This window comes from Vibrio sp. B1FLJ16, assembly GCF_905175385.1.
GTDB lineage: Bacteria > Pseudomonadota > Gammaproteobacteria > Enterobacterales > Vibrionaceae > Vibrio.
In genome coordinates this window covers 1034346-1059782 of sequence record NZ_HG992750.1, presented here as the reverse complement: position 1 = coordinate 1059782, position 25437 = coordinate 1034346, and the positions used below count along the sequence as shown (strand labels likewise).

Genomic DNA, 25437 nt, shown 5'->3' with positions numbered 1-25437 from the left:
AAGGTCAACAGACCCTAGTATCTAATGAAAAAAGCAACTCAAGATAATAATTTTATAAGCATAAAATCACCCCTAGGTAAAGACGTAGTTATCCTTACTTCTTTTGATTATAAAGATGGAATTTCCAAACTTTTTTCATTACGTGCTAAAGCGTATTTTAACGAACAGAATAATGAACTAAACGAATTGCTTGGAAAAGAAGTAACAGTTGTCATTAAAAATGATGAGAAAATTAATTCTAACGCAAGATATATTAATGGCGTTGTATCCCAGGCAGTTTTAGAAGGTAACCGAATCGTACTTCATGATGACGGGAATAAATATAAATATATCAGTTTAGTTATAGAACCTAAATTATGTTTTGCGAATTACAGGAAAAATTGTCGGATATTTCAAAGCAAAGATGTGAAAGACATCATATCTGATATTCTGACAGAGCATGGTGTTGATTATAAATTCGATATCAAACACTCTTATTCAAAGTACACGTATAAAGTTCAGTATGAAGAGTCAGATTTTGATTTTATACGAAGACTGCTTTGCGACGAGGGTTTATCTTTCATATTTTCTCATACTAAAGATTCACACACATTAGAGATCTTCGATACTATAGATTACTACGACAAAGGGGTTGAATATCTGGTTGATTACAGTACTGGCACCGCCGAGTCGAGTTATATTTCTCTGTGGCATGAAAGACAAATTTTAACGACTAAAAAACGCCAGACGTCTGGATTTGACATGCTCAAACCTGAGTCTTTACCAACCAGCATGGCAGAGGGCAGAAGTGATATAGTTACTGTCCCTTCAAGTGAGCAATTCGAATACTTAGGCGAAAGTGAAACGTTGGACCAGTATCATCAAAAAAGTACCCGGGCAATTGAGTCGTTGCAGCAAGATGCTTACTTGTGTACTGGTGAGGCAACGTGTCGTACCTTTTCTGTTGCTAAACTGTTTAAGTTCAGGAGTCATGAAGATGCCTCCCGGGTAGGGAACGAGTACGTACTTCAGTCTGTTGATATATCCGCTTCAGTGTCTAATCAGGTAGGATTAAGCGGAACAGCTACACAAGGATTTAAAGTTAGTTTTTCCTGTGTTGATTCAAAAACGGTCTTACGTCCAACAGTCGAATATTCAAGACCACAAATTAAAGGAATACAGACAGCTATTGTAACCGGTAATAAAGAAGGCGAAGTCTATGTAGACGAACACGGGCGAATTAAGGTCAAGTTTCATTGGGATCGTACAGGGAAGTATGATTCTGATAGCTCATGCTGGATCCGGGTGGCTCAAAGTGTAGCAGGTAAGGGTTGGGGCGCTGTTTTTCACCCAAGAGTCGGTCAGGAGGTTATCGTTGAGTTTGTGAATGGTGACCCTGATCAACCTATCGTGACGGGCGCTCTCTACAACGGAAGTCAACTACCTCCTTATCAGTTACCAGAGAAACGAAGTCAAAGTGGCTTTAAGTCGCGCTCGGTTCAAAAAGAAGAGGCGAATTTTAATGAGTTACGCTTTGATGACGAACCGGGGCAAGAGCATGTTTACCTCCATGCTGAAAAACTCTTCCAGATGCGGGTTGAAGATTGCGTGGATATCCTGGTTGATAACAGCAAAGCAGAAAAAGTGACCAATAATGTCAATCATGAGGTAGGAAAGGACTCGACGTCAAAAATCGGCAATAACTATTCCATTGATATTGGTAAAGCGTTATCTATCAATGCCGGTAAATCAATTGAAATTAAAGTAGGTAGTGCTTCTATTCAAATGTCCAGTTCAGGCGAGATCAATATCAAAGGAAGTAAAATCGCTATCAATGGAAGCGCGATTGCGCTTAAAGCCGGGAAAATATCTCTTAACTAAAAATAATAGGTTTAGGTAAGCCTGCAACGTCAACCTGAGACTTTGTATCTCAGTGGGGGAAAATGGTTGTTGGTGTGCCTTCGGTGCATATTGGAGGCTAAATGGCGCTTGCCATACAAGCCGAATACTGTGTTATACAAAATCAGCATTTTAGTAACGCAGAAATTTCGGATGACGTACACAGTATTTTAGAGGCAATCGAAGAAGTCGATACGGAACAAGCTGAAGTAAACGATCTGTTTACGCTTATCAGAAACCACAGCGAGATCTTAAAGCAAGCCTGTATTTCTGGTTGTCTGTGTGTACTTTTACCTGTTATATCTGAGCGTTCAGTGCTTAAGAATCTTACATATGAGCTATTCGCTGTATTAGGAAGAAATCCTGACCTGGAGATTTACCTCTATCCATACGGAGAACCTTCATTTCTCATGTCGTTGGCAAGGATTAACCGAGAAGCTCAGGCGGCAAAGCCAGTCTGGATTCTCGCTCTCAATACAAAATACACGGATGCAGTAAATTCTCATGATTCGTTTATTTTAGCTGCCTGTACAGAACACTCTCCAGGGGTGAGGTTAGGAACTGCGCTAATTGATTTAGACTCGGTAAAACAGGATATCGCAGTAGAAAAAGTGGTTAAACAGTTAGGTATCAGCAGTCGTAAGGAGATAAGCGATTTAGCGTTTACCCTTGGTAGCGACGATCCTATTTGGTTGCATCATTTGGATGGTTTGTCTCCGTGGATAACAGCCAACACCCAATACCATTTTTCTGACATCAAGATTGGTGCTCTCGGGGCTTGCAATGGCCTACTCAAGGCCATCAATCTATATCACCAACAAAAATTACAACCCAACTCAGATTTCCAGGCTCTGCAACTCGACGTTGAACCCGGCGGATATGTAGCAGGTACGATTTTTGGTTGGAGCATTGATTAGCCACTTGTCGCTTAAATAGTACAAACCACATGAAAAGCTTACGAAGTCACGATATCCTAGCAACATAATAATTCAATCGGACCTCAGGTTCAGATTGCTCTATGTTTATGGCAGAAAGTGAATTCGAATGAAGTTTATCCATACCTCAGATTGGCACCTAGGCAGACAGTTCCACAACGTTTCATTACTAGACGATCAACAAGCGGTTCTCGATCAACTGATCAAATACATTGAAGACAATCCAGTTGATGCCGTTGTGGTGGCCGGCGATGTGTATGACCGTTCTGTACCACCAACGGTCGCCATTGAATTACTCGATCGGGTGGTCAAGCGCATCTGCACGGAATTAAAGACACCGATGATTCTAATCTCTGGTAATCATGACGGGGCAGAGCGTTTAGGTTTTGGTTCTGAACAGATGAAAAACTCGGGTTTACATATCATTAGTAATTTTGACGATATGCTTTCGCCTGTGGTCATCACGACCAAATCTGCTGGGGAGGTTGCTCTTTACGGCATGCCATATAACGACCCAGAGCAAGTTCGGTTTGTTTTTAAAGAACCTGTTTCTACTCATGATGAAGCGCACAAACTTCTAGCGGAAAAAATTACTGAACAGTTTCAGCCAGAACAAAAGAAAGTACTCATCAGCCATTGTTTTGTTGATGGTGCGATAGAGTCTGATTCGGAGCGTCCCCTTTCAATCGGCGGCTCAGATCGAGTCAGTCATGAGCACTTCCTAAATTTTGACTATGTTGCGCTTGGCCATTTACACCAGCCGCAAAAGAAGGGTGAACATTACATTCGATACTCCGGTTCATTGATGAAATACAGCTTTGGCGAACAAAATCAGAAGAAAGGGTTCACGCTGGTGGAGATTAACGAAGGTGGTTTTGCGTCTGCGGAGCACATTGAGCTGGTTGCGCCACACGAGATGCGAATCATTGAGGGAGAGCTGGAAGCGATCATTGAGAAAGGAAAAACAGATCCCAAAAATGAAGACTACCTTCTGGTTCGCCTTTTAGATAAACACGCCATTTTAAACCCGATGGAAAAACTCCGCGCGGTTTACCCTAATGTATTGCACCTTGAGAAGCCTGGCATGCTGATTGGCGTCGAACAAGAAATGGCGCAAGCTAAACTCGCTCGTAGTGAAATTGATATGTTCCGTGACTTTTTTATCGAGGCTCAGGACAGTCAGTTATCAACAGAACAAGAACAAGCCGTCAACGATATTATCAAGCAATTGTCACAGCAATAAGGATCAAAAATGAAGCCTATTAAACTTACCATGCAAGCTTTTGGTCCTTTTGCAAAAACAGAAACGATTGAATTTGAAAAGCTTGGCAATAATCCTCTGTTCTTAATCAATGGCCCAACGGGATCGGGAAAAACATCCATTCTCGACGCTATTTGTTTCGCTCTCTATGGTGAAACCACAGGTAACGAGCGCCAAGGCATCCAGATGCGATGTGATTTGGCCGCGGCAGATCTGCCGACAGAAATTACGTTAGAATTCTCATTACATGGCAAGATTTATCGCGTTACCCGCTCACCCGAACAAGAAGCACCGAAAGCTCGTGGTGACGGTACGACGGTACGTAAACACACCGCTTCACTTTATGAATTAGGTGAAAGCGAAAAACTGATTACCAGTAAAACCACTCAGGTTAAAACCGAAATTACCAATATTATTGGTTTAACGGAAACTCAGTTTCGCCAGGTAATGGTATTGCCGCAAGGTAAGTTTCGCGATTTACTTCTTGCTAGTTCGAAAGAGCGTGAAGAGATTTTTGGTCAGTTATTCCAGACAGATATCTACAAAAAAAATTGAGTATGCGCTTAAGGATAAAGCTAGTGCAATCAGTAAAGCGAAGAATGAGTTCGATAACCAGATCCGTGGTGCTTTACAAGTTGCTGGCGTAAGTTCGGAAGAGGAACTGCTTCAGCAAAAAGAAGCCGTTTCTGAGCAGCTTGAGGCTGAGAGAAAGAGTGAACAAGCATCTTTAGATAAGCTGAATCAAATCAAGTCTGAGTTACAAAAAGCCGAGGCGCTTTCTAATGAGTTTGCCCGCCGAGAGCAAGCTGAAGCATCGTTAAAGTTACATTTAGAGAGTACGGCAGCGATACATGCACGTCAGGGGCAATTAGACAGAGCGAAGAGCGCAAGTAAAATTGAGCTGCAGTATGTGGCCTTGCAGAATGCCCAGGGTCAATCAAAAGAACTAGCTCAAAAGGTTACTGCGCTAAGCCAGAACTTAGCTGATGCTGCCAATGTTGTTGCTGCCAAAGACGTTGAGTTGAAAACCGCTAAGCAGAATGCTGAACAAGTTCCTCAGCTTACTCAGTCGCAATTTACTCTTGAAGGAATGAAAGAGAAGTTGATTGAAAAAGTCGACTTGGAAACAAAGGTAGCAAACGGTTTACAGGATAAGCAGCAATACGATGCTAAGTTGCTGCAATATGTTGCGTTAAAAGACAAACTGACTCATGAAGCCCTGTGTGGACAAAAGGAACTGGAACAAGCGCGCGTTGATGTCGCTTTAGTTCCAAGTATTGATTCAGAAATTAAGCAAAAACAGCGGCTTTTACAAGATGTCCAAAAACTGGCGGGCTTGAGACAAGAGTTAGCGAAACATGATGCTTTAACGACAGGCAAGCTACAACAGGTTAAGCATGCCAATCAGTTGTATATTAAAGCGCAGCAGTCAGCTGACCTTCTAGAGCTTAAGTGGCATAACGCTCAAGCTGCAGTTTTGGCTCAAAGGCTAGAAATTGGTGAGGCGTGCCCGGTTTGTGGTAGTTGCGAACATCCTCATCCCGCGCAGTTTACTGAGGATGAGGTAACGAAAGAACAAGTGCAGGTTGAGCGTACTCAGGAGCGAGATGCGCTAGCATCATACAATCAGCTGAATAACCAACTTGAACAGCATTATGTTGTTGCGCGCCAGTATCAAAAACAGTTAGATGAACTTGCGGCGGATCTTGGTGACTTGGCCATGGCTGAAGTAGGGCAAATTCAAGCGGATCTGCAATCACTCAATGAAAAGCTACAGCGTTTGTCAGGCATTGATATCTCCGAGTTAGAGAAGAACGTTGAGCAGCTTAACCAACGTTGTATTGTTGGAGAGAGTAAAATCAATGAACTGAAAAACCAGATGGCAGCGAATGAATCGACGATCAAGGCAAATCAAGATCAGTTAAACAAGCTGGTGGCAAATCTCGATCCTAAGTACAGCTCACTAGCAATACTTGAGAATGAGATTACACAGGTTAAGGATCAAATTAAGCGCCTGAATGACAATTTGGAGAGTGCCCAAACTCAACTGCAACAAACTGTGTTGTCGAAATCTAATATCGAAAGTCAGTTGGCGACCAACAAGCAATGGTTAACTGAGTCAGAGCAAAAGCTCGGCCAGGCGCAACAGAACTGGCAGAAGGCGTTGGATGATAGCCGGTTTGATGATGAAGCGAGCTACATACAAAGCAAAGCAGCAGACCAGGACGTACAAGCTTGGCAGTCAGAAATCGACGAATTTAAACAGACTCAAATCAAGTTGGAGCAAACACTTAACGACTTAAAATTAGCGCTAAAAGATCTAGAAAAACCGAATCTAGAAATTATTAACGCTGATTTAAACACTCAGCAGCAGTTGTACTTAGATGCGCGAAATAAGCTCGACTCCGTTCGTTCTATGTTTGAGCGTATCGAAAAGGTACGCAGCGATATCGAGAACTTGCACGCTAAGAACAGCAAGCTAGAAGACGAATACAAAATCTTCGGTACGCTTTATGATGTGGCCAGTGGTAAAACCGGTAGCCGTATCAGTTTGCATCGTTTTGTTCTCGGAGTACTACTGGACGATGTCTTGATTCAATCGTCTCAGCGTCTGAGCTTGATGAGTAAAGGCCGTTATATTCTTGCGCGTAAAACGGAAGGATTTAAAGGGGCTGCTGGCCGTGGCCTTGATCTCGTGATTGAAGATGGTTACACAGGCAAAATGCGAGATGTTGCCACGCTGTCCGGTGGTGAGTCGTTCATGGCTGCACTGGCGCTCGCGCTTGGATTGTCTGATGTCGTGCAGTCATACAGCGGTGGTATTCGATTGGATACGCTGTTTATTGATGAAGGATTCGGTAGCTTAGACCCAGAGTCTTTGGATCTGGCAATTCAAACCCTTGTCGATTTGCAGCAGACGGGGCGGACGATTGGTGTCATTTCTCACGTATCTGAGCTTAAAGAACAGATGGCGCAACGAATTGATGTTGAACCGTCACGTGTTGGCTCAACCGTGTCGGTTAAATCTCAACTGGCTTTGATCAATTAATCATAAAGGTATGTTGTGCTGCAAGTCGTCAGGGTTTGCAGCACGACATAACTAGCTGTTGCTCTTGGCGGGTAAGTTACATTGATACGAACTTATCTACGCCTTGCCGTATATGCTCCGCAAACACCTTTGCGAGTTTAGACATTGGCTTGTGAGCTGGCGTTAGTATGGCGTGAGCAAAAGTCACTGCGGGTGCAAACGGTCGAAATACAATATCGCCATGTCCGGACTTATACAGCTTGTAGCTGGCTGCGCTGATAGGATCACAAATACAAGCACACAATTTTTGTTCAACAAACTCAAGCCCTGAAATGTAATTTTGCAGTTCAAACCTGGGGCGGTAAGTGGCCTCTCTTTCCTCGAATAACATCCGAACATGTTCGCTCACGGAGTGGCGGGCGAACAGAGTGGCCAAAGGGAAATTGTCCAGATCTGTTGGAGTGATCATTTTCTTTTGAGCGAGAGGGTTATCTTTATGTATGGCACAAACCCCTTCGAGATGAATCGGCTGGACGTGGAAAGAGTCACGCTCTTTTGGTAGTTCCGAGTAGCCAATATCATACTGCTGCGATGCTATCCAATCTTGTACCATCGTTGAGCTGCGCATCATCATAGACACTTCTACTTCCGGCCTGTCTTTTACAAACTCGGCGATCAAGTGGGGCATAAAGAAGAGGGCACTAGCAGGCATGCATGCAATCCGTAGTTTTCCTCTGGTGAGGTTCTTTACTTCTGCCATTAGCTGGGTTGAGCGAGATAATCGTTCCAAGATCGCATCTGTCTCTTCTAGCAAAAAATACGCTTCCGGATTCGGTATTAATCTTCCTTTGTGCCGCTCAAACAGCGTAAACCCAAGCTCTTTCTCAAGGCTAACCAGCATAGCACTGATTGCAGGCTGTGTTCGGCAAAGCGTTTTGGCCGCCACAGTCACCGAGCCCGAACGCATGACAGTCCGGAATGTTTCTAGTTGTTTGATCGAAATGTTACTCATGTCACCCTATAAGAAAATGTTATGACTTTAGAGAAATTTTAAATTTGTTTTTATTGGATGTCATCAGTAAATTAACGACATGTTTACAAATACAACAAAAGGGAAATGTGCAGTGGAGCAAAAATTCAGATATCTGCTGACTTGCCTGATAGGCTCTGTTGCTTTAATGCAATTTGTTCAGGTAGTCACGCGATATATCTTTGAGGTGCCAATTATGGGCCTAGAAGAGTCAATGGTGATCCCTACCATCTGGCTATATATGCTTGGTGCGGTAAATGCGTCTAGGGAAGACACACAAATTCGTGCAAACGTACTGGAAATATTCATCAAGACCGAGCGCGGACATACCATCCTTGCCCTGATTGGAGAAGTGATCAGTTTTGTTATTTCGGCTTGGTTAACTTACTGGGCATGGGATTATGCCAAATACGCATGGCGAGTTTGGAAAGAGAGTCCAACGCTTTATATACCCACTTTTTATCATGAGTGTTCTGTTTTTATTGGATTACTTTTGATCACTCTCTTTATAGCAATACATATCGTTAAGTTGGTTCGTCAACTTAGGTCTCCATCCTACTCAATAAGTAAGGTTTAAATTATGGTTGAAGTAGCTCTGTTAGCAGTGTCAGTTTTAGTCGTGCTGCTAACGTTAGGAGTGCCATTACCGTTCTGTTTTGGCGGAGCACTAATGGTAATGAGTTTTGTCGGCGATATGTCGATGAAGGGAAATATGATGTGGGGTGCAGGACAATTAATGAATCCTGTTTTGCTTGCGATTCCGTTGTTTGTTCTAGCCGGCACAATAATGAGCAGAAGCGGTATCGCGGCAAGTTTGCTCGGATTTGTAAACGTATTTGTTGGTCATATTCGTGGTGGCTTAGGAGTCGTAGCTTCAGTCAGCTGTGCAATTATTGGCGCAATCTCAGGTAGTGGCCTGACAGGCGTGGCTGCAATCGGACCTCTGCTGATTCCGGAAATGGAAAAGCGAGGCTACCCTCGAGCGTATGCGACAGCATTGATTGCAAACTCTTCTATTCTAGGGCTGTTGATTCCACCTAGCGTGACGATGATTGTTTATGGTTGGGTAACGGATACCTCTATACTTGCTTGTTTCTTAGCAACATTAGGACCTGGACTACTGGTTACATTCAACTTTGCGGTAATTAACTTGTTCATGTCACGTAAGTTTCCGTTGGTGTTAGATGATAAGCCAAGCATGTCAGAAATCATTAAGCAAGCGTCGAATAAAACGGTTAATGCGTTTCCTGCGTTACTAATGCCAGTGATTATTCTAGGCGGTATCTACGGCGGTGTTATGACCCCAACTGAGGCGGCTGCCGTGGCAGTAATTTATGCAATACCAGTTGGCTTTATGATCTACAAAGGTTTGAGTTGGAAGACACTGCTTGAATCAGGAAAAGAGTCTGCAACGGCAGTTGGTTCAATCATGTTTATGATTTTGTTCAGCCTAATTTTGAGCCAGATGTTTGTGATGGAAGACATTCCTCAACAGTTGGTAGAGGCGATATTTGGCATAACTGAAAATAAGGCTCTGTTACTTCTCTTCATTAATATTTTACTCTTTTTAGTTGGTATGGTGGTGAACGACTTAACAGCGATCATTCTTATCGCGCCACTGCTATTACCACTAATGACAGCGATTGGGATCAGTCCAATTCAATTTGCGGCCATTATGGGCGTGAATACCGCGATGGGTGGAGTCACACCGCCATACGCCTCAATTCTGTATCTAGGTGCGCGCATTGGTAACGTTAAGTTCGCCGAGGTTGTTGGTCCAGCAATGTTATTGATTTTGCTTGGCTATTTACCAGTCGTAATCCTAACTTCATTCTGGTCAGATCTATCTCTGTACCTACCTACTGTGTTTGGTTATTAAAAGGAAATTACCTATGAAAAAAACAAGTATGTTTACACCATCAAAAGCACTGAAAAAATGCACTGTGGTAGCATCATTAATTGCTGCGGCGTTATCGGCAGTACCCGCTCAAGCAACGACTCTGAAAATTAGTCACGTGCGTCCGCAAGGCACTGTGGTAGATAATGATCTCAAGCAGTTAAGTAGTGAATTAAAAAGCGCTACTGACGGTGATGTAAAACTCAAAATATACGCTGCAAACGCACTGGGTGATTATACACTCGTTCAGGAGCGAATTTCGGTTGGCGCAATTGACATGGCATTACAGCCTGCGTCAACATCGACAGACAGAAGAATGCAAATTGGCCTGTTACCATTCCTCGCAAATGACTGGGACGAGGCGGAAAAAGTCTACGGCAATGGTGCGCCAGTGCGTGAGGCGATGGAAGAGTTGTTTAAGGAGCAAGATATAACCCTTCTTGCAGCATACCCAGTTTACTTTGGAGGTATCTCTCTTAACCGTGAAGCAGTAGAAGCGGGTAATCCTGATTCAGCAAAAGGCATTAAGCTGCGCGTACCACCAATTAAGAGCTTCCAGTTGCTTGCTGACAATGTAGGTTACATCGGATCACCACTGCCATTTTCAGAAGCGTTTACTGCCGTACAAACGGGGGTAGTCGATGGTGTGATAGGTTCTGGTGCTGAAGGTTACTACGCGTCATTCCGTGATGTGACCAAGTCGTACATTCCATTGAATACGCACTTTGAAATCTGGTACTTAATGATTAACTCGGAGCGATTTAACGATCTGGATGACGATGAACAACAGGCACTCAAAGCCGCTGCTGAGAAGTTTGAGTCTAGCCGTTGGGTTGCAGCGCAAGCCGATCAAAAAGCGAATGAGCAAAAGTTGGTTGAAGCAGGCGCAGCCATTATTGATGTGACGCCAGAAGAGTTAAATAAAACTGCTGAGAAAGTCCGTAAAACAGTTTGGCCTCAAATCATCAGCGATATCGGTTCTGACTGGAGCCAACCAATCCTAGATAAAGCGCTGAATTAAGCGTTACGCAACCGGGGGCAAGCCTGCCCCCAATAATCAGTCTGAAGAGAATGTTATGAAACCGGAATACATTGTTGTCGGTGGCGGTGTCGTGGGCTGCGCAGTGAGTTATGGACTACTAAAAGCTGGCCATAAAGTTACCGTATTGGACGGTGGAGACAGCGCACATAGAGCATCGCGTGGAAACTTTGGCTTGGTGTGGCTCTCCAGCAAGGGTTTAGATGCACCGCATTACGCAGCCTGGACTCGTCGCTCAGTGAATTTATGGAGGGGGTTGGCGGATGAATTAGAACAAGCGACAGGTGAAGACCTCAACCTGCAACAGCAAGGCGGCTACGATTTTCATTTCTCTGAAAAAGAGATGATGGCTAAAGCCACTCAATATGAGAGTTTGAGAAAAGCGTTGGGTACGGACCATCCTTATGAGGTTTGGAATAGAGAGCAGCTAATTAAAGAAGACCCTTACATAGGCCCAGATGTGATTGGTGCCATCTTTGGCCCCGAGGATGGTCATGTTAACCCGCTAAAACTGCTCAAAGCCTATACCAAAGCGATTCAGGTTCTCGGTGCGAATCTGGTTACAGGCGTGACAGTTAATGATGTAATAAAACAAAGTAGCGGTAAGTTTCAGGTGACGCTTGATGATGGTACCCAGTATCAAAGTGATAAAGTCATTCTTTCTGCGGGATTGGGAGCGTCAACGCTTGGGCCAAAGCTTGGGTTTGTTGCGCCAATCTCACCACAGAAAGGGCAGGTACTAATTACTGAAAAATTGCCCCCAACACTGAAACGACCATCAGGCATTATTCGTCAAGTTGACGAAGGTGGCATCCAAATTGGTGACTCAAAAGAAAACGCTGGCTTTGATGATAGTGACACGGTAGACATGACTGCTGCCATTGCAGAGCGTGCAATCGCTGTTTATCCGTTTTTGGCACAAACCAAGTTAGTTCGTAGCTGGGGAGCGATCCGAATTATTTCGCCGGACGGTTTGCCTATTTATCAGCAATCTAAAACCAACTCAGGGGCCTACTTAGTCAGTTGTCACAGTGGCATTACGTTAGCTGCGGCGCATTCGTATTTACTACCTCATTGGCTAGAGCAAACAGCTGATGCACCAAATTTGGAGTTATTCAGTGAAGACAGATTCTAAATTTCAACGAATAGCGAACTCGGGTGCCAAGCCTAAGTCCGTTAGATTCTTCTGGGAAGGAAAAGAATATTCTGCATACGAAGGTGACACGATAGCTGTGGCACTTTTAGAGTCGAATGTGAACCATACTCGTGAGACGCCGCAATCAGGATCCCCACGCGCACCATTTTGCATGATGGGTAGCTGTTTTGAATGTCGTGTAGAAGCCAACGGCGAACAGAATGTTCAAGCCTGCATGAGTATTATTGAAGACGGCATGAAGATAAGCCGCCAGCGAGCTTAACAGGAGAAAGCATGCAAGTCGAAATGCAAACTGTGATTGATGTATGTGTGATTGGGGCTGGCCCTGCGGGCATGAAAGCTGCTGTGCGATGTGCTAGGGCAGGAGCGAGTGTCTCTGTGATTGATGAGCAACCCCGTCCGGGTGGCCAAATTTATCGAGCGGTACGAGAAAATGGTCACCCAAACGGAGACGTTTTTGGGCCGGATTATCTTCGTGGTTCTGCCCTTGTTAAGGCGTTTAATCAGGCTACTATAACTCATATCTCTGAGGCCACATTGTGGCGTATTGATGACAATAATACTGTTTATTTGAGTCAACATGGTAAAGCACAAAAGATTGTTGCCAAACAAATCATTATTGCTACTGGGGCTATAGAGCGCTCTTTTCCGTTTCCTGGCTGGACATTACCTGGTGTGATGACCGCAGGAGCTTGTCAAATCATGATGAAAACATCAGGGCTGGTACCAAAACAGGCGGTTATGGTCGGAACGGGGCCACTGCTTTACCTACTGGCTGCGCAGATGGTTGAGGCTGGGTCACCACCCAAGGCGATTGTAGACACGCAGCAATCAGACAGCTACATGAAAGCAATCCGTTATGCCTCAAACGCTTGGAAAGGGCGTAAGTATCTAATTAAAGGCCTTGGTCTTTTAGCGAAGTTACGTAAAGCTGGAATAAAACACTACACAGGAACAACTCACATTGAGGCCGAGGGAACTGACTGTGTAAACCGCCTCAAATTTCAATCAGGTAACAAGTCGATATCGTTAGAGACGGAAACCGTATTGGCACATATTGGTGTCATTCCTAACGTGCAACTCACCAGAGCGATGGGGTTAGATCATTACTGGGATGAATTGCAAGTTTGCTGGAAGCCAGTGCTGGACGCAAATTATATGAGCTGTCGCCGAGGCGTTTACATTGCTGGAGACAGTGGTGGCATCGGAGGTGCACTAGTAGCAGAGCTTCAAGGTGAGTTGGTTGCCGTGAATGTGCTTAATTCACTCTATATTGGTGATAACCAGACAGAAGGTCATGAGAGCGCTGCTCTTAAAAAATTAATCAAAAGGGAGTTGGCTGTACGCCCATTATTAGACACATTATATTCGCCGCCGAAGCAAGCTTTGTCACCATCCGATAAAACCATCGTATGTCGCTGTGAAGAAGTCACTGCCGGACAAATCCGAGAACATGCTGCCGCCGGGGCGAATGGGATCAACCAAATAAAAGCGTTTACCCGTTGTGGAATGGGACCATGTCAAGGTCGATACTGTGGTACGACAGTCGCTCATATTATAAGTAATAAAACTGGTGTATCGATGGAAGAGGTGGGATATTACCGTTTACGTAATCCGATAAAACCGTTAAAACTGGGTGAACTCGCGAGCCTAACACCAGCAAATAAATCATTTATGCAAAAATACAAAAGTGAAGGAGTAAACAATGAGCGACATCCAAAGACTGTACACCAATCAACGCATGAGTAAAGTGGTGATTCACAATGATACGGTTTATTTATGTGGTCAAGTTGGTGTTCCTGGCACAAGCGTTGCTGAACAAACGGAAGAAGCACTGAATCGAGTAGAGAACCTGCTTATAGAAGCAGGTAGTGATCGCAAGCACGTGCTGCAGACCACTGTGTGGTTGGCTGATATAAAAGACTTTGATGAAATGAACGGCGTATGGGATCAGTGGTTTGAAGAAGGTTATGCCCCGGCGCGTGCCTGTGGTGAGGCAAAGCTAGCCAGCCCAGAGCTAAAAGTCGAACTCATTGTTACCGCTGTGCTGAAAAAGTAGTTTTCTTTCCATCAGAAAGCCTAAAAGCCCCAATTAGGGGCTTTTTAATGATTTGAAATCACTCTTCGCAGAATTTACCTTCTCTTGGGCGATGTACACTTGCGTAGTTACCCTCAAGATCACGATAGACAATCGTATTCCATACAGAGCCATCATCCATTTCGAACTCGATAGCGTAGTTCACTCCACTCACGATTTGCGCATGGACATTAAGAATTTGTTTAAATGAAGAAAGTGTATCCATTTTGGTCAGAACAAAGCCCATGGCCCTTTGAACGTCGGGTGTTGCTTCGAACTCTCTCCACCCACCTGGTACATTTTCTTGAGCATTGCATACGTCTGCCGAGGCTGTCATGTCTGCTGTACTTTCTGGGTTGTATTGTTGGCAGCCAACTAACATAACCATAAGTGCAACTGCTGACACTGTCTGTAACTTCATAACAATAACCTCAATTTATAACGGCACGTATTATAAGAGGCGGTAAAGATAAGAAATGTCTATATTGTGTAAACTTTCGATACGCACAAGGTTAATTAACGGTATAAAATACTGAATTTGTAGGAATGTTTGTAGGAACGATGTTTTTTATATCAAAAAGATATTTATAAATAGAACGATGCGCTTACATGAATTAAATTACCTTAATATTTGATCTATCCTTGTGTTTATTCAGTAAAATCAGTCACTAATTTAAGTTTGGATTTGCTATGAAAACAATAAAGTCACTACTGTTGTTGTCTCTGGTCGTTTTATTTGGTTGTACTTCCAAGCCTGAAGGTATCGAGCCTGTAAAGAGCTTTGAACTAGAACCTTATCTGGGTAAATGGTATGAAATAGCCAGATTGGATCACTCGTTTGAGCGTGGGTTATCAAATGTTACGGCTGAATATCAGTTGCGTGAGGATGGTGGGGTAACGGTAATAAACCGCGGCTACTCAAAAGAAGATCAAAGCTGGAAGCAAGCGGAAGGTAAAGCGTATTTTGTTGATGACTCATCGACAGGCCATTTAAAAGTTTCCTTCTTTGGCCCGTTTTATTCTTCATATATCATCTTTGATCTTGATGAAAACTATAACTATACCTTTATATCTGGCTACAACCATGACTACCTTTGGTTATTATCACGTAAGCCGGAAGTGGATTCAGAAACACTGAATAGATTTAAGAAGACCGCCTTGGAAAAAGGCTTCAATATCGATGAGTTAATTCTTGTCGAACAAAATAAATAGGCTGCTCAAAATAATAAAATCCCCTTCTATACCCAAGTAACCTCAAGATGCTCGGTTCAGCGAGAATGGCTTGGTTCGCAGTCGAGGCAACGATTTGAAGATCTAGTCATTCTAAATCAAAAATCGTTAACAAAGGCTGTGAGCCAAGCCAACTCGCCCTTCGGGAGCGTGTCACAGGCACTATTTCAGCGTCAAATAACTTGGAAAGAGCTCGCTATTCCACTGCGTTACTTACTTTGTGAATAAGCCTTGAACTAGCACCAGTGACAACGCTCTGAACCCTGCATCTTGAAGTCACTTGGGTATATTGAGGGGATTTTTTAATGACGTTACTTAATCAGACGAACCAGTAAAGAACCGGCAGCCCGCACTGTCTCAACGTTATGGCTGATGATTGTGCCAGAAGTCGGAGCGGTGTAGCGCTGTATCTCGTCACCGAATCCATCATATTGTATTGCAACCAACTGACCTTGCTCTACAGGCTCTAAGATACTGACTTGGGGTAAAACAAAACCACCAAGTTCTGCTCTGACGTTAACAATCTCGCGACCTTCAACACAGGGCACTATTGTTTCCGTTGAACCAGATAAAACTTCATAGTGTTTTAGAATGTTAAAGACACCATTAACAGTACGATTTATCAGCGTTTGATCGGTATAAAGACCAACACCTATTTCAACGGTGATAGCCGGAACTCCAACGTTATTCCATTCGGTTTCTAGTACACCGTTTTCGCCCGGATCATCCAAAATGACATCAGGGTTGATAAAGCGTGCCATTTTTAATGCATCTTCAATTCGAAAATCGGCGAATACATAGAGTGGGTAAGCTGTACCGCTAGTTTGCGTGTGCAAGTCTATTGCTAAATCAGCGTTTGGCTTTAGCAATTTATTCCATAGCGTATGCAAGTAGCGATTTGCTTCGTTACCTAGTTCATTGCCAGGGAAAAAACGGTTCAGGTTTGAACGAGCCGCATCGGGATCAGGAGAACAAAAGTCACGAGATTTATTTATCATGCCCGTTAGGTTAATTCCGGGTACGATGGTGACTGTGCCTGCGATATCGGTACCAATCAGCTCTCTGGCAATTTTTTGCGCAGCTAACACACCATTGAATTCATCACCATGGACGCCTGCGGTGATCATGATCTTCTTACCCGGCTTGTGACCTTTAAACACCATCACCGGCAGATGCTGCCACTGAGAGATTGCGTTGGTTGCAATGCGGAACCAGAACTTGTGTTCACCTGAATCTAGGTCAGTGACCTCGAGAGATTGAATAACTTGATGACCTTGAATCACGTCATCGAGAAATTGTGTTGCCATGAAAGCTGTTACTCCAAAACCATCTATTAGGCGTGAAAAAGGCGAGAATCTAACTCGCCTTGAACTTATACGTCTTGAATTCAGTTGTTCGTTTAAGCAAAACCCATTACATGAGCTGCAACTACGACGATACTAGATAGGGTAAAGAGTAACAGAATAAAGCGCCAGCAGAATTTTGCCCAGTCACCCCAATCGATTCGACATACACCCAGTGTCGCCATCAGGGATGCAGAAGTTGGAACGATAACGTTAGTGAAACCATCACCAAGCTGGAATGCCAATACCGCAACCTGACGGGTCACACCAGCGATGTCAGCAAGCGGAGACAGTAGAGGCATTGTTAGCGCAGCTTGACCAGAGCCTGAAGTCACGAAGAAATTAAAGATAGATTGGAAGACATACATCAACCAAGCAGCTGCGACATCTGGAAGACCGCTGATCACGCCACCAGCACTGTTTAGGATAGAGTTAAGTACGCTTGCTTCATCAGTTGAACCACCACCTAGGATAAGTAATACACCTTTCGCACAACCAACCAAAAGCGCTGGAGCGAGCATGATAGCCGCACCTTCTTTGAATGCGTCGGCAGCGCAGTTCAGCGTCATACCGTTTAGGCGGAAAAGTGTACCGATGATCGCAACGACAAAGCCCATTGTGAAAAACTGAGAAGCGATTTCCGGAATATACCATGCGTGAGCAACCACACCCCAAACAACCCAAATTGTGGTCGCAATAACCGTTAGGATGACTAGCGTATCGCCGAGGTTCCAACGTGACTCATGGTTACCTAGTTCTTGTTGATGGAAGTATTTGTCAGTACGATGGCTGTATGAAAGCTTTGGATTTGCTTTAACACGAGCAGCGTAAATCATAGTGAAAGAGATACCAATCAGAGTAAAGCCAGCCCAAAGGCCCATACGCACTGTCATACCAGAAAGTACAGGAATACCAGCGATGCCTTGAGCGATCGCTACTGAGAACGGATTCATCCAAGAGGTTGCAAAGCCGATCTGCGTTGCTACATAGGTCACCATTACAGTGGTAATGCCATCGTAACCAAGCCGTACCATTAGTGGTGCGATGATGATAGCAAAGGCTACGGCTTCTTCACCCATACCAAATACCGCGCCACCCAAAGAGAACAGCAAGAACAGAACCGGTATGAACAGGGCTTCGTTACCTTTGGTTTTGTCGATTAGACGCAGGATGCCGTTATCGATTGTACCTGTGCGCATTACTACGCCAAAAGCACCACCGATTACCAACATGAACATGATAACGCCTACGGCGCTGCCCCATTTAGAACCTGAAACCAGGCCTTCGAAAGGGAAGTTCATCAGACCAATGCCACCGCCAGACGCGAATAGACCGACTTTGTTGTAAACCAACTCACCATTTTCATCGGTTGCATATGAGAAAGAAGAAGGATCGATAACGGTACGAGTTTTTTCTGCGCCGTCGACCATGTAAGTCACTTGCTGGCTATCAAAATGACCAGCAGGAATTACGTAGGTAAGAATCGCAGCAAAGATACCAACAAAAAAGATTAAGATTAGAGTGTCAGGCATCTGCCATGATTGCTTTGTTGCAGCCGCTTCCGATGGCTGCGCATGTGTGTGAGACATAACTTACTTCACGCTAAATTAAACAAAGCATGAAATATCGATAAAATAGAATAAAAAGTCAATAAAATTGGCTTTATTGAATTATAAATTCATAATATATTTGATCTACAGTGTGATTGTTGGAGTTTGTTTCATATGGTAGATGAATACATTGGTGATGTTGCATTTGGTTTGATGACTCTCCTAGAAAAGATATCTACCTTTGGTTATGTAACAAATCCGATGGCTTCGTATGCATAATGCATAAGGTAAAAAGAAGCGTTTTTAACATTATGAGTTCTCTTGTTTGCGATCATTGGGCATATAAATAAAGCTTCCCCTAAAGGGAAGCCCAACGATCAAAATCAACTTAAAGCAGAGATTTAAGGCTTGTTAGAAATGTTTGAATATCTTCAGCCGTAATGTCTTTGTGCGTTACAAAGCGAATTGGGTTCCCCGGGGTGATGATGATGTTTTGCGGTTTTAGCTGTTCAGCGATGCTTTGAATATCAACATGTGCATCTAACTTAGCAAACACAATATTGGTTTGAACAAAGTCAGGGTTTACCGAGAAACCAGGTAACGTTTCTAAACCCTCTGCTAGTGCTTTTGCGTTGAGGTGGTCTTGTTTTAGTTGTTCTACTTGTTCTGTAATGGCTAGTTTACCCGCGGCCGCCAAAATACCGGCTTGACGCATGCCGCCGCCGACCATCTTCCTCAAACGGCGGGCTTTCGTAATGTACTCTTTGCTACCAAGCAGCAGAGAGCCAACGGGTGCTGCAAGCCCCTTCGACAAACATATCGTCATCGAATCAAAATACTGGCCGATTTCTTTAACTGGTACATCCAATGCCACCGCGGCGTTAAATACGCGAGCGCCGTCAAGGTGTAACTTAAGTTCATGCTTATTAACGAATTCACGCGCTTCAGCGAGATAAGAAAGCGGAAGCACTTTACCATTAATCGTATTTTCCAGGCTTAACAGACGTGTACGGGCAAAGTGAATATCATCTGGCTTGATTGCAGCTTCCAGCTTATCGAAAGGCAGGGTTCCGTCTGGATTGTTTTCAATCGGCTGAGGTTGAATAGAGCCAAGTACCGCCGCACCGCCTGCTTCGTATTTATAGTTATGCGCTTGCTGACCACACAGGTATTCGTCTCCGCGCTCACAGTGCGCCATCAATCCCAAAAGGTTGGCTTGGGTACCTGAGGTGGTAAACAGAGCCGCTTCGAAGCCAGCAAGTTCGGCTGCAAACTTTTCCAGCTCATTCACGGTGGGATCGTCACCATAGACGTCGTCTCCGACAGGCGCAGTAAACATGGCTTCTCGCATGGCCTGGGTTGGTTGGGTCACTGTATCTGATCGAAAGTCCATGAATGTCTCCTGCTGTTATTACTAAGTAATCTAAATAAATCCGCAAAGGCGAGCTTTGCTTAAACATGCAATAGTTTTGGCATCGGTAATCGTGCCGTCGATAATCTTGTCTTCTAGCTGTCTGGGTGACAACGTCACGACCTCAATTACTTCATCTTCGTCACACTCGTAACGATTCGTTTTGCTAAGGTGCTCTGCAATAAAAAGATACTGTATCTCGTCGCAGAAACCCGCTAATGGCGTAACCTGACCAAGCGAAGTGTAGGTTTTTGCGCTAAATCCGGTCTCTTCTTCTAGCTCACGCTGTGCACAAGCAAGAGGATCTTCATCATCTTCTCGAGTCCCGGCTGGAAGTTCAAGCAACCACTTGTTAAGCGAAGCCCGAAATTGATTAACCAGTACTATTTCACCGTTATCGGTGATCGGCAAAATGACCGCTGCGCCGGGGTGGTGGATAGTCGTATGAGTAATTGTCTGACCGGTTGGTAGCTCTACATCTTTTTCTACCAGAGCGATTTGCTTCCATTTATGAATGGTTTTAATCATTAAGTATCCTTGCGATAAAGGCTAGTTTGAACATTAACGATATTCGTCTAGAAACAAAAGAAAAAGTAAATATTGATGAAATTAACGTTCGTATTTTCAGTGATATGCATCTCATAAATGAAAACTTTGATTACTGAGAAATGTCAGAACTACGCATCTGTTATAAGGAGCACTAGAATAAATTAAACTTGTAACAAAGTTATAACAAATGTATAAAAATAAACATACAACATCAGTTCAGCAGCCGGAGCCCGTATGATTCAACCTTCCTTTGCATCAAATGCCGATAAAGCTCTCCTTTCTGAAAGAATCAATAAGCTGGCTAAAGCATTGACTGATGGGGTTTACGAGCGTGAGCATACCATCAAACTTTGTCTTCTCGCTGCTCTAGCTGGTGAAAGCGTGTTTCTTCTCGGTCCTCCGGGGATTGCAAAAAGCCTGATTGCGAAGCGATTGATTCAGGCATTTGATAACAGTAGCTACTTTGAATACTTAATGACGCGTTTCTCAACACCGGAAGAAGTATTCGGCCCACTGAGCATTCAAGAGCTGAAAGATAACGGACGTTACGTACGTTTGACCAAAGGCTACCTGCCGACGGCTCAAGTTGTTTTTCTGGATGAGATTTGGAAAGCAGGCCCTGCGATTCTGAACACCTTGTTGACCGTCGTGAACGAAAAAACGTTTAAAAACGGCAGTGATATTGAGCGTGTTCCGATGCGTTTGTTGGTTTCAGCATCCAATGAGCTTCCAGATGAAGATAGTGGTCTGGATGCACTTTATGACCGTATGCTAGTGCGCGTATTCGTAAACCGTATTCAAAACAAACAAAACTTTAAGTCGATGCTGACTGTCGGTACCTCTCAGGAAGCGCAAATTCCTGAAGGTTTAGCGATTACAGATGAAGAGTACCATCAATGGCAACAACAGCTCGATAAACTGACATTGACAGACGACGCATTCGAGAAGCTATTTCAGCTCAAGACTATGTTAGAGAGCAAGGTAGAAGCTGAATTTGGTGACGCTGCAAATACCGATATGTATGTGTCTGACCGTCGCTGGAAGAAGGCGGTGAAGCTGCTTAAAGCGAGCGCATTCTTTAACGGACGTGATGAAATCAATCCGCTAGATCTTCTGCTTTTGCAAGATTGTTTATGGAATAGCCCTGAGTCGCGGGATGTTGTTCGGGACGTAGTTCAAGAGTTTGCTCTTAAACACGCATTTGATCAGCAAGATGCAGAGCAAGAAATCGATTATTGTCGTGAAGCTCTCATTGACGTGCAGCACGAGCTAGAAGACACCTACCGGATGACACTCACATCAGAAGTAGCTACCGGGATTTTACGTAAAGAAACCATGCGTTTCGACACGTCAAAAGCAAAGATTTACAAAGTGGGTAGTGCCACGAACCTAGCGAAGCTGGTAATGCTGCAGAGCAACATGTCAGTGTCTGAATCAGAAAAAGGCGATAGTCGTTGGGTATACGTACCAAAAGACGAGTTAGATCGAGTGATCAAAGAGGGGCACGGCGATGTGTATGGGTACGTTAACCAAAACACCAGTATGTGTCGCTTACGTTTTGATGTTGATGCGGGAAGCAACCTGGTTATCCGCGATATTGCCAACCGGGGTATTCTTGTCGGATTAGTAACGCAAGATGGCTTGGATATGGAACGTTATGACAATTGGCTTGCTCAAAGTGAAAAAGCGGTAAGTCAGCTAAGCGAAGCTGAACATCACATGCGTAAGGTGAAAGCGAACTTTCATGCAGCACTGCCACACAGTTTTGTGGACCCGGAATTACCGCGTTTAATGGAATCAAGTCTGCAACAGGTAAGTCAGAGGTTAGAGTCTATCCAGGGAGAGAGCGAGAAAATTATTCAACGCTTTAAAAACTTACAACAGTTTTTCTCTTAAGGAGGCGACATGTTAGGAGCAGACGGATTTAACTTAGCCCTGATGATTGCGGATTCCGGCATCATAGACAGCGCTGTGAACGACCTGATGGCGCGCTCTCAGGTTATGATGATGGCAGAAAATCGAGGTGTTAAATCTTCGGTTAAAAACCATCTTTTAAAATGGCGCGGCGGCGTTAAGAAACGCATTACTAAGGTATGTGAAACTGAGCGATTCCAGCAAGAGCTTGCTTTATATCAGGAAGTCATTCATTGGAACGAAGATGAGTTTTTTGAGCGCATTGAAGAGGTGATCAAAAAGCTCGAATGGCATTCTGCGTTCTATATGCAAGCGCGTCGTATGATGGAAAAGAACAAAGGGGTCAATAACCCAATGTTCCCACACTATTTTTGTGACCAGTGGTATCAAAGCCTTGCCGATGCGATTAAGCAAGCTCAGCTAAGTGAGCTGGAAGCGAATAAAGAAAAAGTGCTCAACGACCTTTATCAGCGTATGGAGACCATGCGCAACATGGATAAAGTAACCGAGTCTGGTGATGCCGAAAGTGTGGGCCGTTTATGGGATATGGCTTCTGCCAAACTAAGCAAAACTGACCTAACGGTGATGAAACGTCACGCTGAGTTCTTGAAAAAGCACAAGGGGCTTCAGGAGATTGCTGAGCAACTTGGCCGTATGGCAGGGCAGGTGAATGATCCCGATCTTAACCGTGCGCCCACTGAAGAGCTGCAAATGGTTGAAGAGAAAAGTGACGAAGCGACCGACGACATTGTAGGTATCCATGAGAGTGATGATTTAAATAAACTCTTACCAAACGAAACGATGTTTTTGGCGTATCCTGAACTGGAAGTCGTGTTCTATAAGCATCTTGTCGACAAACGCCTGATGAACTACCGTACTCAGGGTAAGTCTCGTACGCTACGTAAAGTGAAAGCCCACCGCCCAGACAACAAAGCGGTAGATATCGAAAAAGGTCCTTTCATTGTTTGTGTCGATGCGTCTGGTTCCATGAGTGGTTTTCCGGAGCAATGTGCAAAAGCAATGGCGTACGCGCTGATGCAGATCGCCTTAGCCGAACAGCGTGATTGCTACGTCATTATATTTTCTACCGAGCACATTACCTACGAACTCACTAGACAAGATGGTTTGCGTGAGGCAGCAGATTTCTTAACGTACAGCTTTCATGGTGGTACAGATTTAGAGCCAACGCTGATTAAATCGATTGATCTGATGAGTGGTGAGAAATATAAGAATGCTGACATGGTAGTTATTTCGGATTTTATCGCACCAAAGCAACAAGACGAATTGCTGGCGAAAGTGACTGCGCTTAAAGCGAAGAAAAACCGTTTTCATGCGATCAGCTTGTCTAAATATGGTAATCCGGCATTAATGTCGATGTTTGATCACGTCTGGTCGTATCATCCAAATGTTGTTGGGCGTCTCCTTAAACGCGTTGGTAATGGCTCTAACTGATCGAATCTTGGTCTAAATGATTTAAAAGAAAGCAAACAAACAAAAATTAAGATATTTGTGTTTGACTATCTTTTCTGAATCCGTAAAGTAGCGACCAACGCAACGGGGGAGACCTTTTAAGCGTTAAATGTGACGGCGCCTTGGCAGAGTGGCTATGCAGCGGATTGCAAATCCGTGGACCTCGGTTCGACTCCGGGAGGCGCCTCCATAACAAATTGTTCAGATATGGCTCTAAGCGATATCTCGGTGCTTCAAGCATCAACATCAAGCCAGCGAAAGCTGGTTTTTTTGTATCTGCAATTTGACCCAATTGCGATTTAATAAGAATTACTGCAATAGCGGATCGGATAAGTGTGATTCTACATTTAGCACTGAAGACTTGCTTTGTTTACAATACGCTTTCTTAAAGGATTGAAAGAGCAGTATGAGAAATACCGACGATTACATCATCTTTTATCATTTGGTCGAGCAAGGTTCGTTTAGCGGCGCAGCAAGACAAATGGAACTGACTAAATCCGTTGTTAGTAAGCGCATTGCAAAGCTGGAACAAGACCTAGGTGTACAGCTGCTTTATCGAACCACACGCAACATAACGTTAAGTGAAGCTGGGCAGTATTTCTTTGAACATGCCAAATCGGTTTACCATGCAGTTGCGACCGCTGAAGAATCGATTATCGGTTTAGGTAAGGATTTATCCGGCAGCATCAAAATTACCGTTCCAACTATTTCTGGTGAGTTAATTCTGCCTGGTGCTATCGCCGAATTTAATAGCAAATACCCTGACATCAATATTGATATGGAGCTTGATAATCGTTTCGTCGATATTGTGAATGAGAGGTTTGATCTGGCTATACGGACTGGTGTGTTACCAGACTCCAGCCTGATAGCCCGAAAGCTCGTCGATGCAAACTGGATCGTATGTGCCTCTCCGAAATATCTTGCCAGACACGGTATTCCAAAGCAGCCAATCGAGTTAGAAAAGCATAACTGTCTGGTGTACGCCTATCAGGAAACGGGAGCTCGTGAATGGGCTTTCAAAAATGGAGATGACACTTATCAAGTCACTGTTGATGGGAATTTGTGTATCAATAACTCATCTGTACTAAGGAATGTCGCTCTACTCGGGCAGGGTATTATCTATGTACCGCGTGTTTTGGTGTATGAAGACCTAAAACAAGGTCGTTTGATTCAGCTGTTTAAAGATGAAACAGCAAAGTGTCTTGGTATTTATGCTGTTTACCCTTATACACGCCAGCAGCCAGAGAAAGTGAAGATCTTTATCGATCACTTGTACGCCACGTTTCAAAGCCAGAGCCATCGCTTTTGACTCTTCAGTTGCGTAAGTTGCGTACATAAATGCAACATTCCCCATTGGCTTACTGTCTCATTTGTACCGACTGCTTTTCCGTAAAAATCCCACCTATTTAGTTACTTAAACAACTCGACTAACTCGTCGTTAACTTGAATAACTCGATATTGCGCACACATGTTAATGATTGGTTTTGTTATTGTTTCTATATGGAAACAATCTGTTTCTTCGCCCAAATATCACAGAGTTAAATCTTAACTTCCTGAAAAATAGTAATTTAATGGTTTTTCTAGGAACTGGTTACGAGTCGATTGAAAACCATCAATAGACGTAGGAAAACGCACTGCCTATAGTGAGCCAAACTCAATCGACCTCTTA

General features: G+C 43.9%; 20 protein-coding genes, 1 tRNA gene and 1 pseudogene. 16 read left to right on the top strand and 6 right to left on the bottom strand.

Annotation, left to right across the window (positions count from 1 at the left end):
- Positions 1-24 precede the first annotated feature (24 nt).
- From tssI to KHN79_RS18735, 4 genes and pseudogenes are all read left to right on the top strand, one after another.
- The gene (gene tssI, locus KHN79_RS18750; protein ID WP_182009186.1) at positions 25-1860 is read left to right on the top strand and encodes a type VI secretion system tip protein TssI/VgrG; all 1836 of its coding nucleotides are present in this window, start codon (positions 25-27) and stop codon (positions 1858-1860) included.
- A 101-nt stretch (positions 1861-1961) separates the two neighbouring features.
- On the top strand, positions 1962-2795 hold the full coding sequence (locus tag KHN79_RS18745; protein WP_182009187.1) for a transhydrogenase beta subunit: 834 nt from the start codon (positions 1962-1964) through the stop codon (positions 2793-2795).
- Positions 2796-2922: 127 nt separating this feature from the next.
- Positions 2923-4056, top strand: a complete 1134-nt coding sequence (locus KHN79_RS18740) for an exonuclease SbcCD subunit D (protein WP_182009188.1) — start codon at positions 2923-2925, stop codon at positions 4054-4056.
- A 9-nt stretch (positions 4057-4065) separates the two neighbouring features.
- Positions 4066-7123 (top strand): annotated as a pseudogene (locus KHN79_RS18735) (SMC family ATPase).
- Positions 7124-7199: 76 nt separating this feature from the next.
- Here the strand turns inward: KHN79_RS18735 and KHN79_RS18730 are convergent.
- The gene (locus KHN79_RS18730; RefSeq protein WP_182009190.1) at positions 7200-8114 is read right to left on the bottom strand and encodes a LysR family transcriptional regulator; all 915 of its coding nucleotides are present in this window, start codon (positions 8112-8114) and stop codon (positions 7200-7202) included.
- A gap of 112 nt (positions 8115-8226) precedes the next feature.
- Between KHN79_RS18730 and KHN79_RS18725 the strand changes: the two genes are divergently transcribed.
- The 7 genes from KHN79_RS18725 to KHN79_RS18695 are packed head-to-tail and all read left to right on the top strand — an operon-like array spanning position 8227 to position 14283.
- Positions 8227-8709, top strand: coding sequence for a TRAP transporter small permease subunit (locus KHN79_RS18725; protein WP_182009191.1), 483 nt, complete (start codon positions 8227-8229; stop codon positions 8707-8709).
- 3 nt (positions 8710-8712) lie between these two features.
- The gene (locus KHN79_RS18720; protein ID WP_182009192.1) at positions 8713-10011 is read left to right on the top strand and encodes a TRAP transporter large permease; all 1299 of its coding nucleotides are present in this window, start codon (positions 8713-8715) and stop codon (positions 10009-10011) included.
- A gap of 13 nt (positions 10012-10024) precedes the next feature.
- A complete protein-coding gene (dctP, locus tag KHN79_RS18715; protein WP_182009193.1) occupies positions 10025-11050 on the top strand; it encodes a TRAP transporter substrate-binding protein DctP in 1026 nt (341 codons plus the stop codon).
- A gap of 55 nt (positions 11051-11105) precedes the next feature.
- Complete coding sequence (locus KHN79_RS18710) at positions 11106-12203, top strand: FAD-dependent oxidoreductase (RefSeq protein WP_182009194.1); 1098 nt, start codon at positions 11106-11108, stop codon at positions 12201-12203.
- A complete protein-coding gene (locus KHN79_RS18705) occupies positions 12187-12486 on the top strand; it encodes a (2Fe-2S)-binding protein (RefSeq protein WP_182009195.1) in 300 nt (99 codons plus the stop codon). Before KHN79_RS18710 ends, KHN79_RS18705 begins: the two co-directional genes overlap by 17 nt.
- Before the next feature lie 11 nt (positions 12487-12497).
- Positions 12498-13973 (top strand): FAD-dependent oxidoreductase, encoded by a 1476-nt coding sequence (locus KHN79_RS18700; protein ID WP_182009196.1) that lies wholly within the window; start codon positions 12498-12500, stop codon positions 13971-13973.
- Positions 13930-14283: a RidA family protein gene (locus KHN79_RS18695; RefSeq protein WP_182009197.1), complete on the top strand. Its 354-nt coding sequence runs from the start codon at positions 13930-13932 to the stop codon at positions 14281-14283. The genes KHN79_RS18700 and KHN79_RS18695 overlap by 44 nt, the downstream gene beginning before the upstream one ends.
- Positions 14284-14341: 58 nt before the next feature.
- On the opposite strand, the gene KHN79_RS18690 is transcribed toward KHN79_RS18695, so the two are convergent.
- Positions 14342-14722: a cystatin domain-containing protein gene (locus KHN79_RS18690; RefSeq protein WP_182009198.1), complete on the bottom strand. Its 381-nt coding sequence runs from the start codon at positions 14720-14722 to the stop codon at positions 14342-14344.
- A 269-nt stretch (positions 14723-14991) separates the two neighbouring features.
- On the opposite strand from KHN79_RS18690, the gene KHN79_RS18685 reads away from it, so the two are divergent.
- Positions 14992-15513, top strand: coding sequence for a lipocalin family protein (locus KHN79_RS18685; RefSeq protein ID WP_182009199.1), 522 nt, complete (start codon positions 14992-14994; stop codon positions 15511-15513).
- 329 nt (positions 15514-15842) lie between these two features.
- Here KHN79_RS18685 and KHN79_RS18680 read toward each other — a convergent pair whose 3' ends face one another.
- The 4 genes from KHN79_RS18680 to KHN79_RS18665 all read right to left on the bottom strand — a co-directional run bounded on the left by KHN79_RS18680 (position 15843) and on the right by KHN79_RS18665 (position 20363).
- The gene (locus KHN79_RS18680) at positions 15843-16838 is read right to left on the bottom strand and encodes a succinylglutamate desuccinylase/aspartoacylase family protein (RefSeq protein ID WP_182009200.1); all 996 of its coding nucleotides are present in this window, start codon (positions 16836-16838) and stop codon (positions 15843-15845) included.
- A gap of 92 nt (positions 16839-16930) precedes the next feature.
- Entirely contained in the window at positions 16931-18463 is a 1533-nt protein-coding gene (gene yfcC, locus KHN79_RS18675; RefSeq protein ID WP_182009201.1) for a putative basic amino acid antiporter YfcC, read from the bottom strand.
- 349 nt (positions 18464-18812) lie between these two features.
- On the bottom strand, positions 18813-19817 hold the full coding sequence (gene ltaE, locus KHN79_RS18670; RefSeq protein ID WP_182009202.1) for a low-specificity L-threonine aldolase: 1005 nt from the start codon (positions 19815-19817) through the stop codon (positions 18813-18815).
- 30 nt (positions 19818-19847) lie between these two features.
- Entirely contained in the window at positions 19848-20363 is a 516-nt protein-coding gene (locus KHN79_RS18665) for an NUDIX hydrolase (protein ID WP_182009203.1), read from the bottom strand.
- A 255-nt stretch (positions 20364-20618) separates the two neighbouring features.
- On the opposite strand from KHN79_RS18665, the gene KHN79_RS18660 reads away from it, so the two are divergent.
- From KHN79_RS18660 to KHN79_RS18645, 4 genes are all read left to right on the top strand, one after another.
- On the top strand, positions 20619-22280 hold the full coding sequence (locus tag KHN79_RS18660) for an ATPase RavA domain-containing protein (protein ID WP_182009204.1): 1662 nt from the start codon (positions 20619-20621) through the stop codon (positions 22278-22280).
- A gap of 9 nt (positions 22281-22289) precedes the next feature.
- Positions 22290-23750 carry an ATPase RavA stimulator ViaA gene (viaA, locus tag KHN79_RS18655; protein WP_182009205.1) on the top strand — a complete coding sequence of 487 codons (1461 nt, stop codon included), beginning with the start codon at positions 22290-22292 and terminating at the stop codon, positions 23748-23750.
- 134 nt (positions 23751-23884) lie between these two features.
- Positions 23885-23958 (top strand) — tRNA-Cys (locus tag KHN79_RS18650).
- Between the two features lie 216 nt (positions 23959-24174).
- Positions 24175-25077, top strand: a complete 903-nt coding sequence (locus tag KHN79_RS18645) for a LysR family transcriptional regulator (RefSeq protein WP_182009206.1) — start codon at positions 24175-24177, stop codon at positions 25075-25077.
- Positions 25078-25437: the final 360 nt, after the last annotated feature.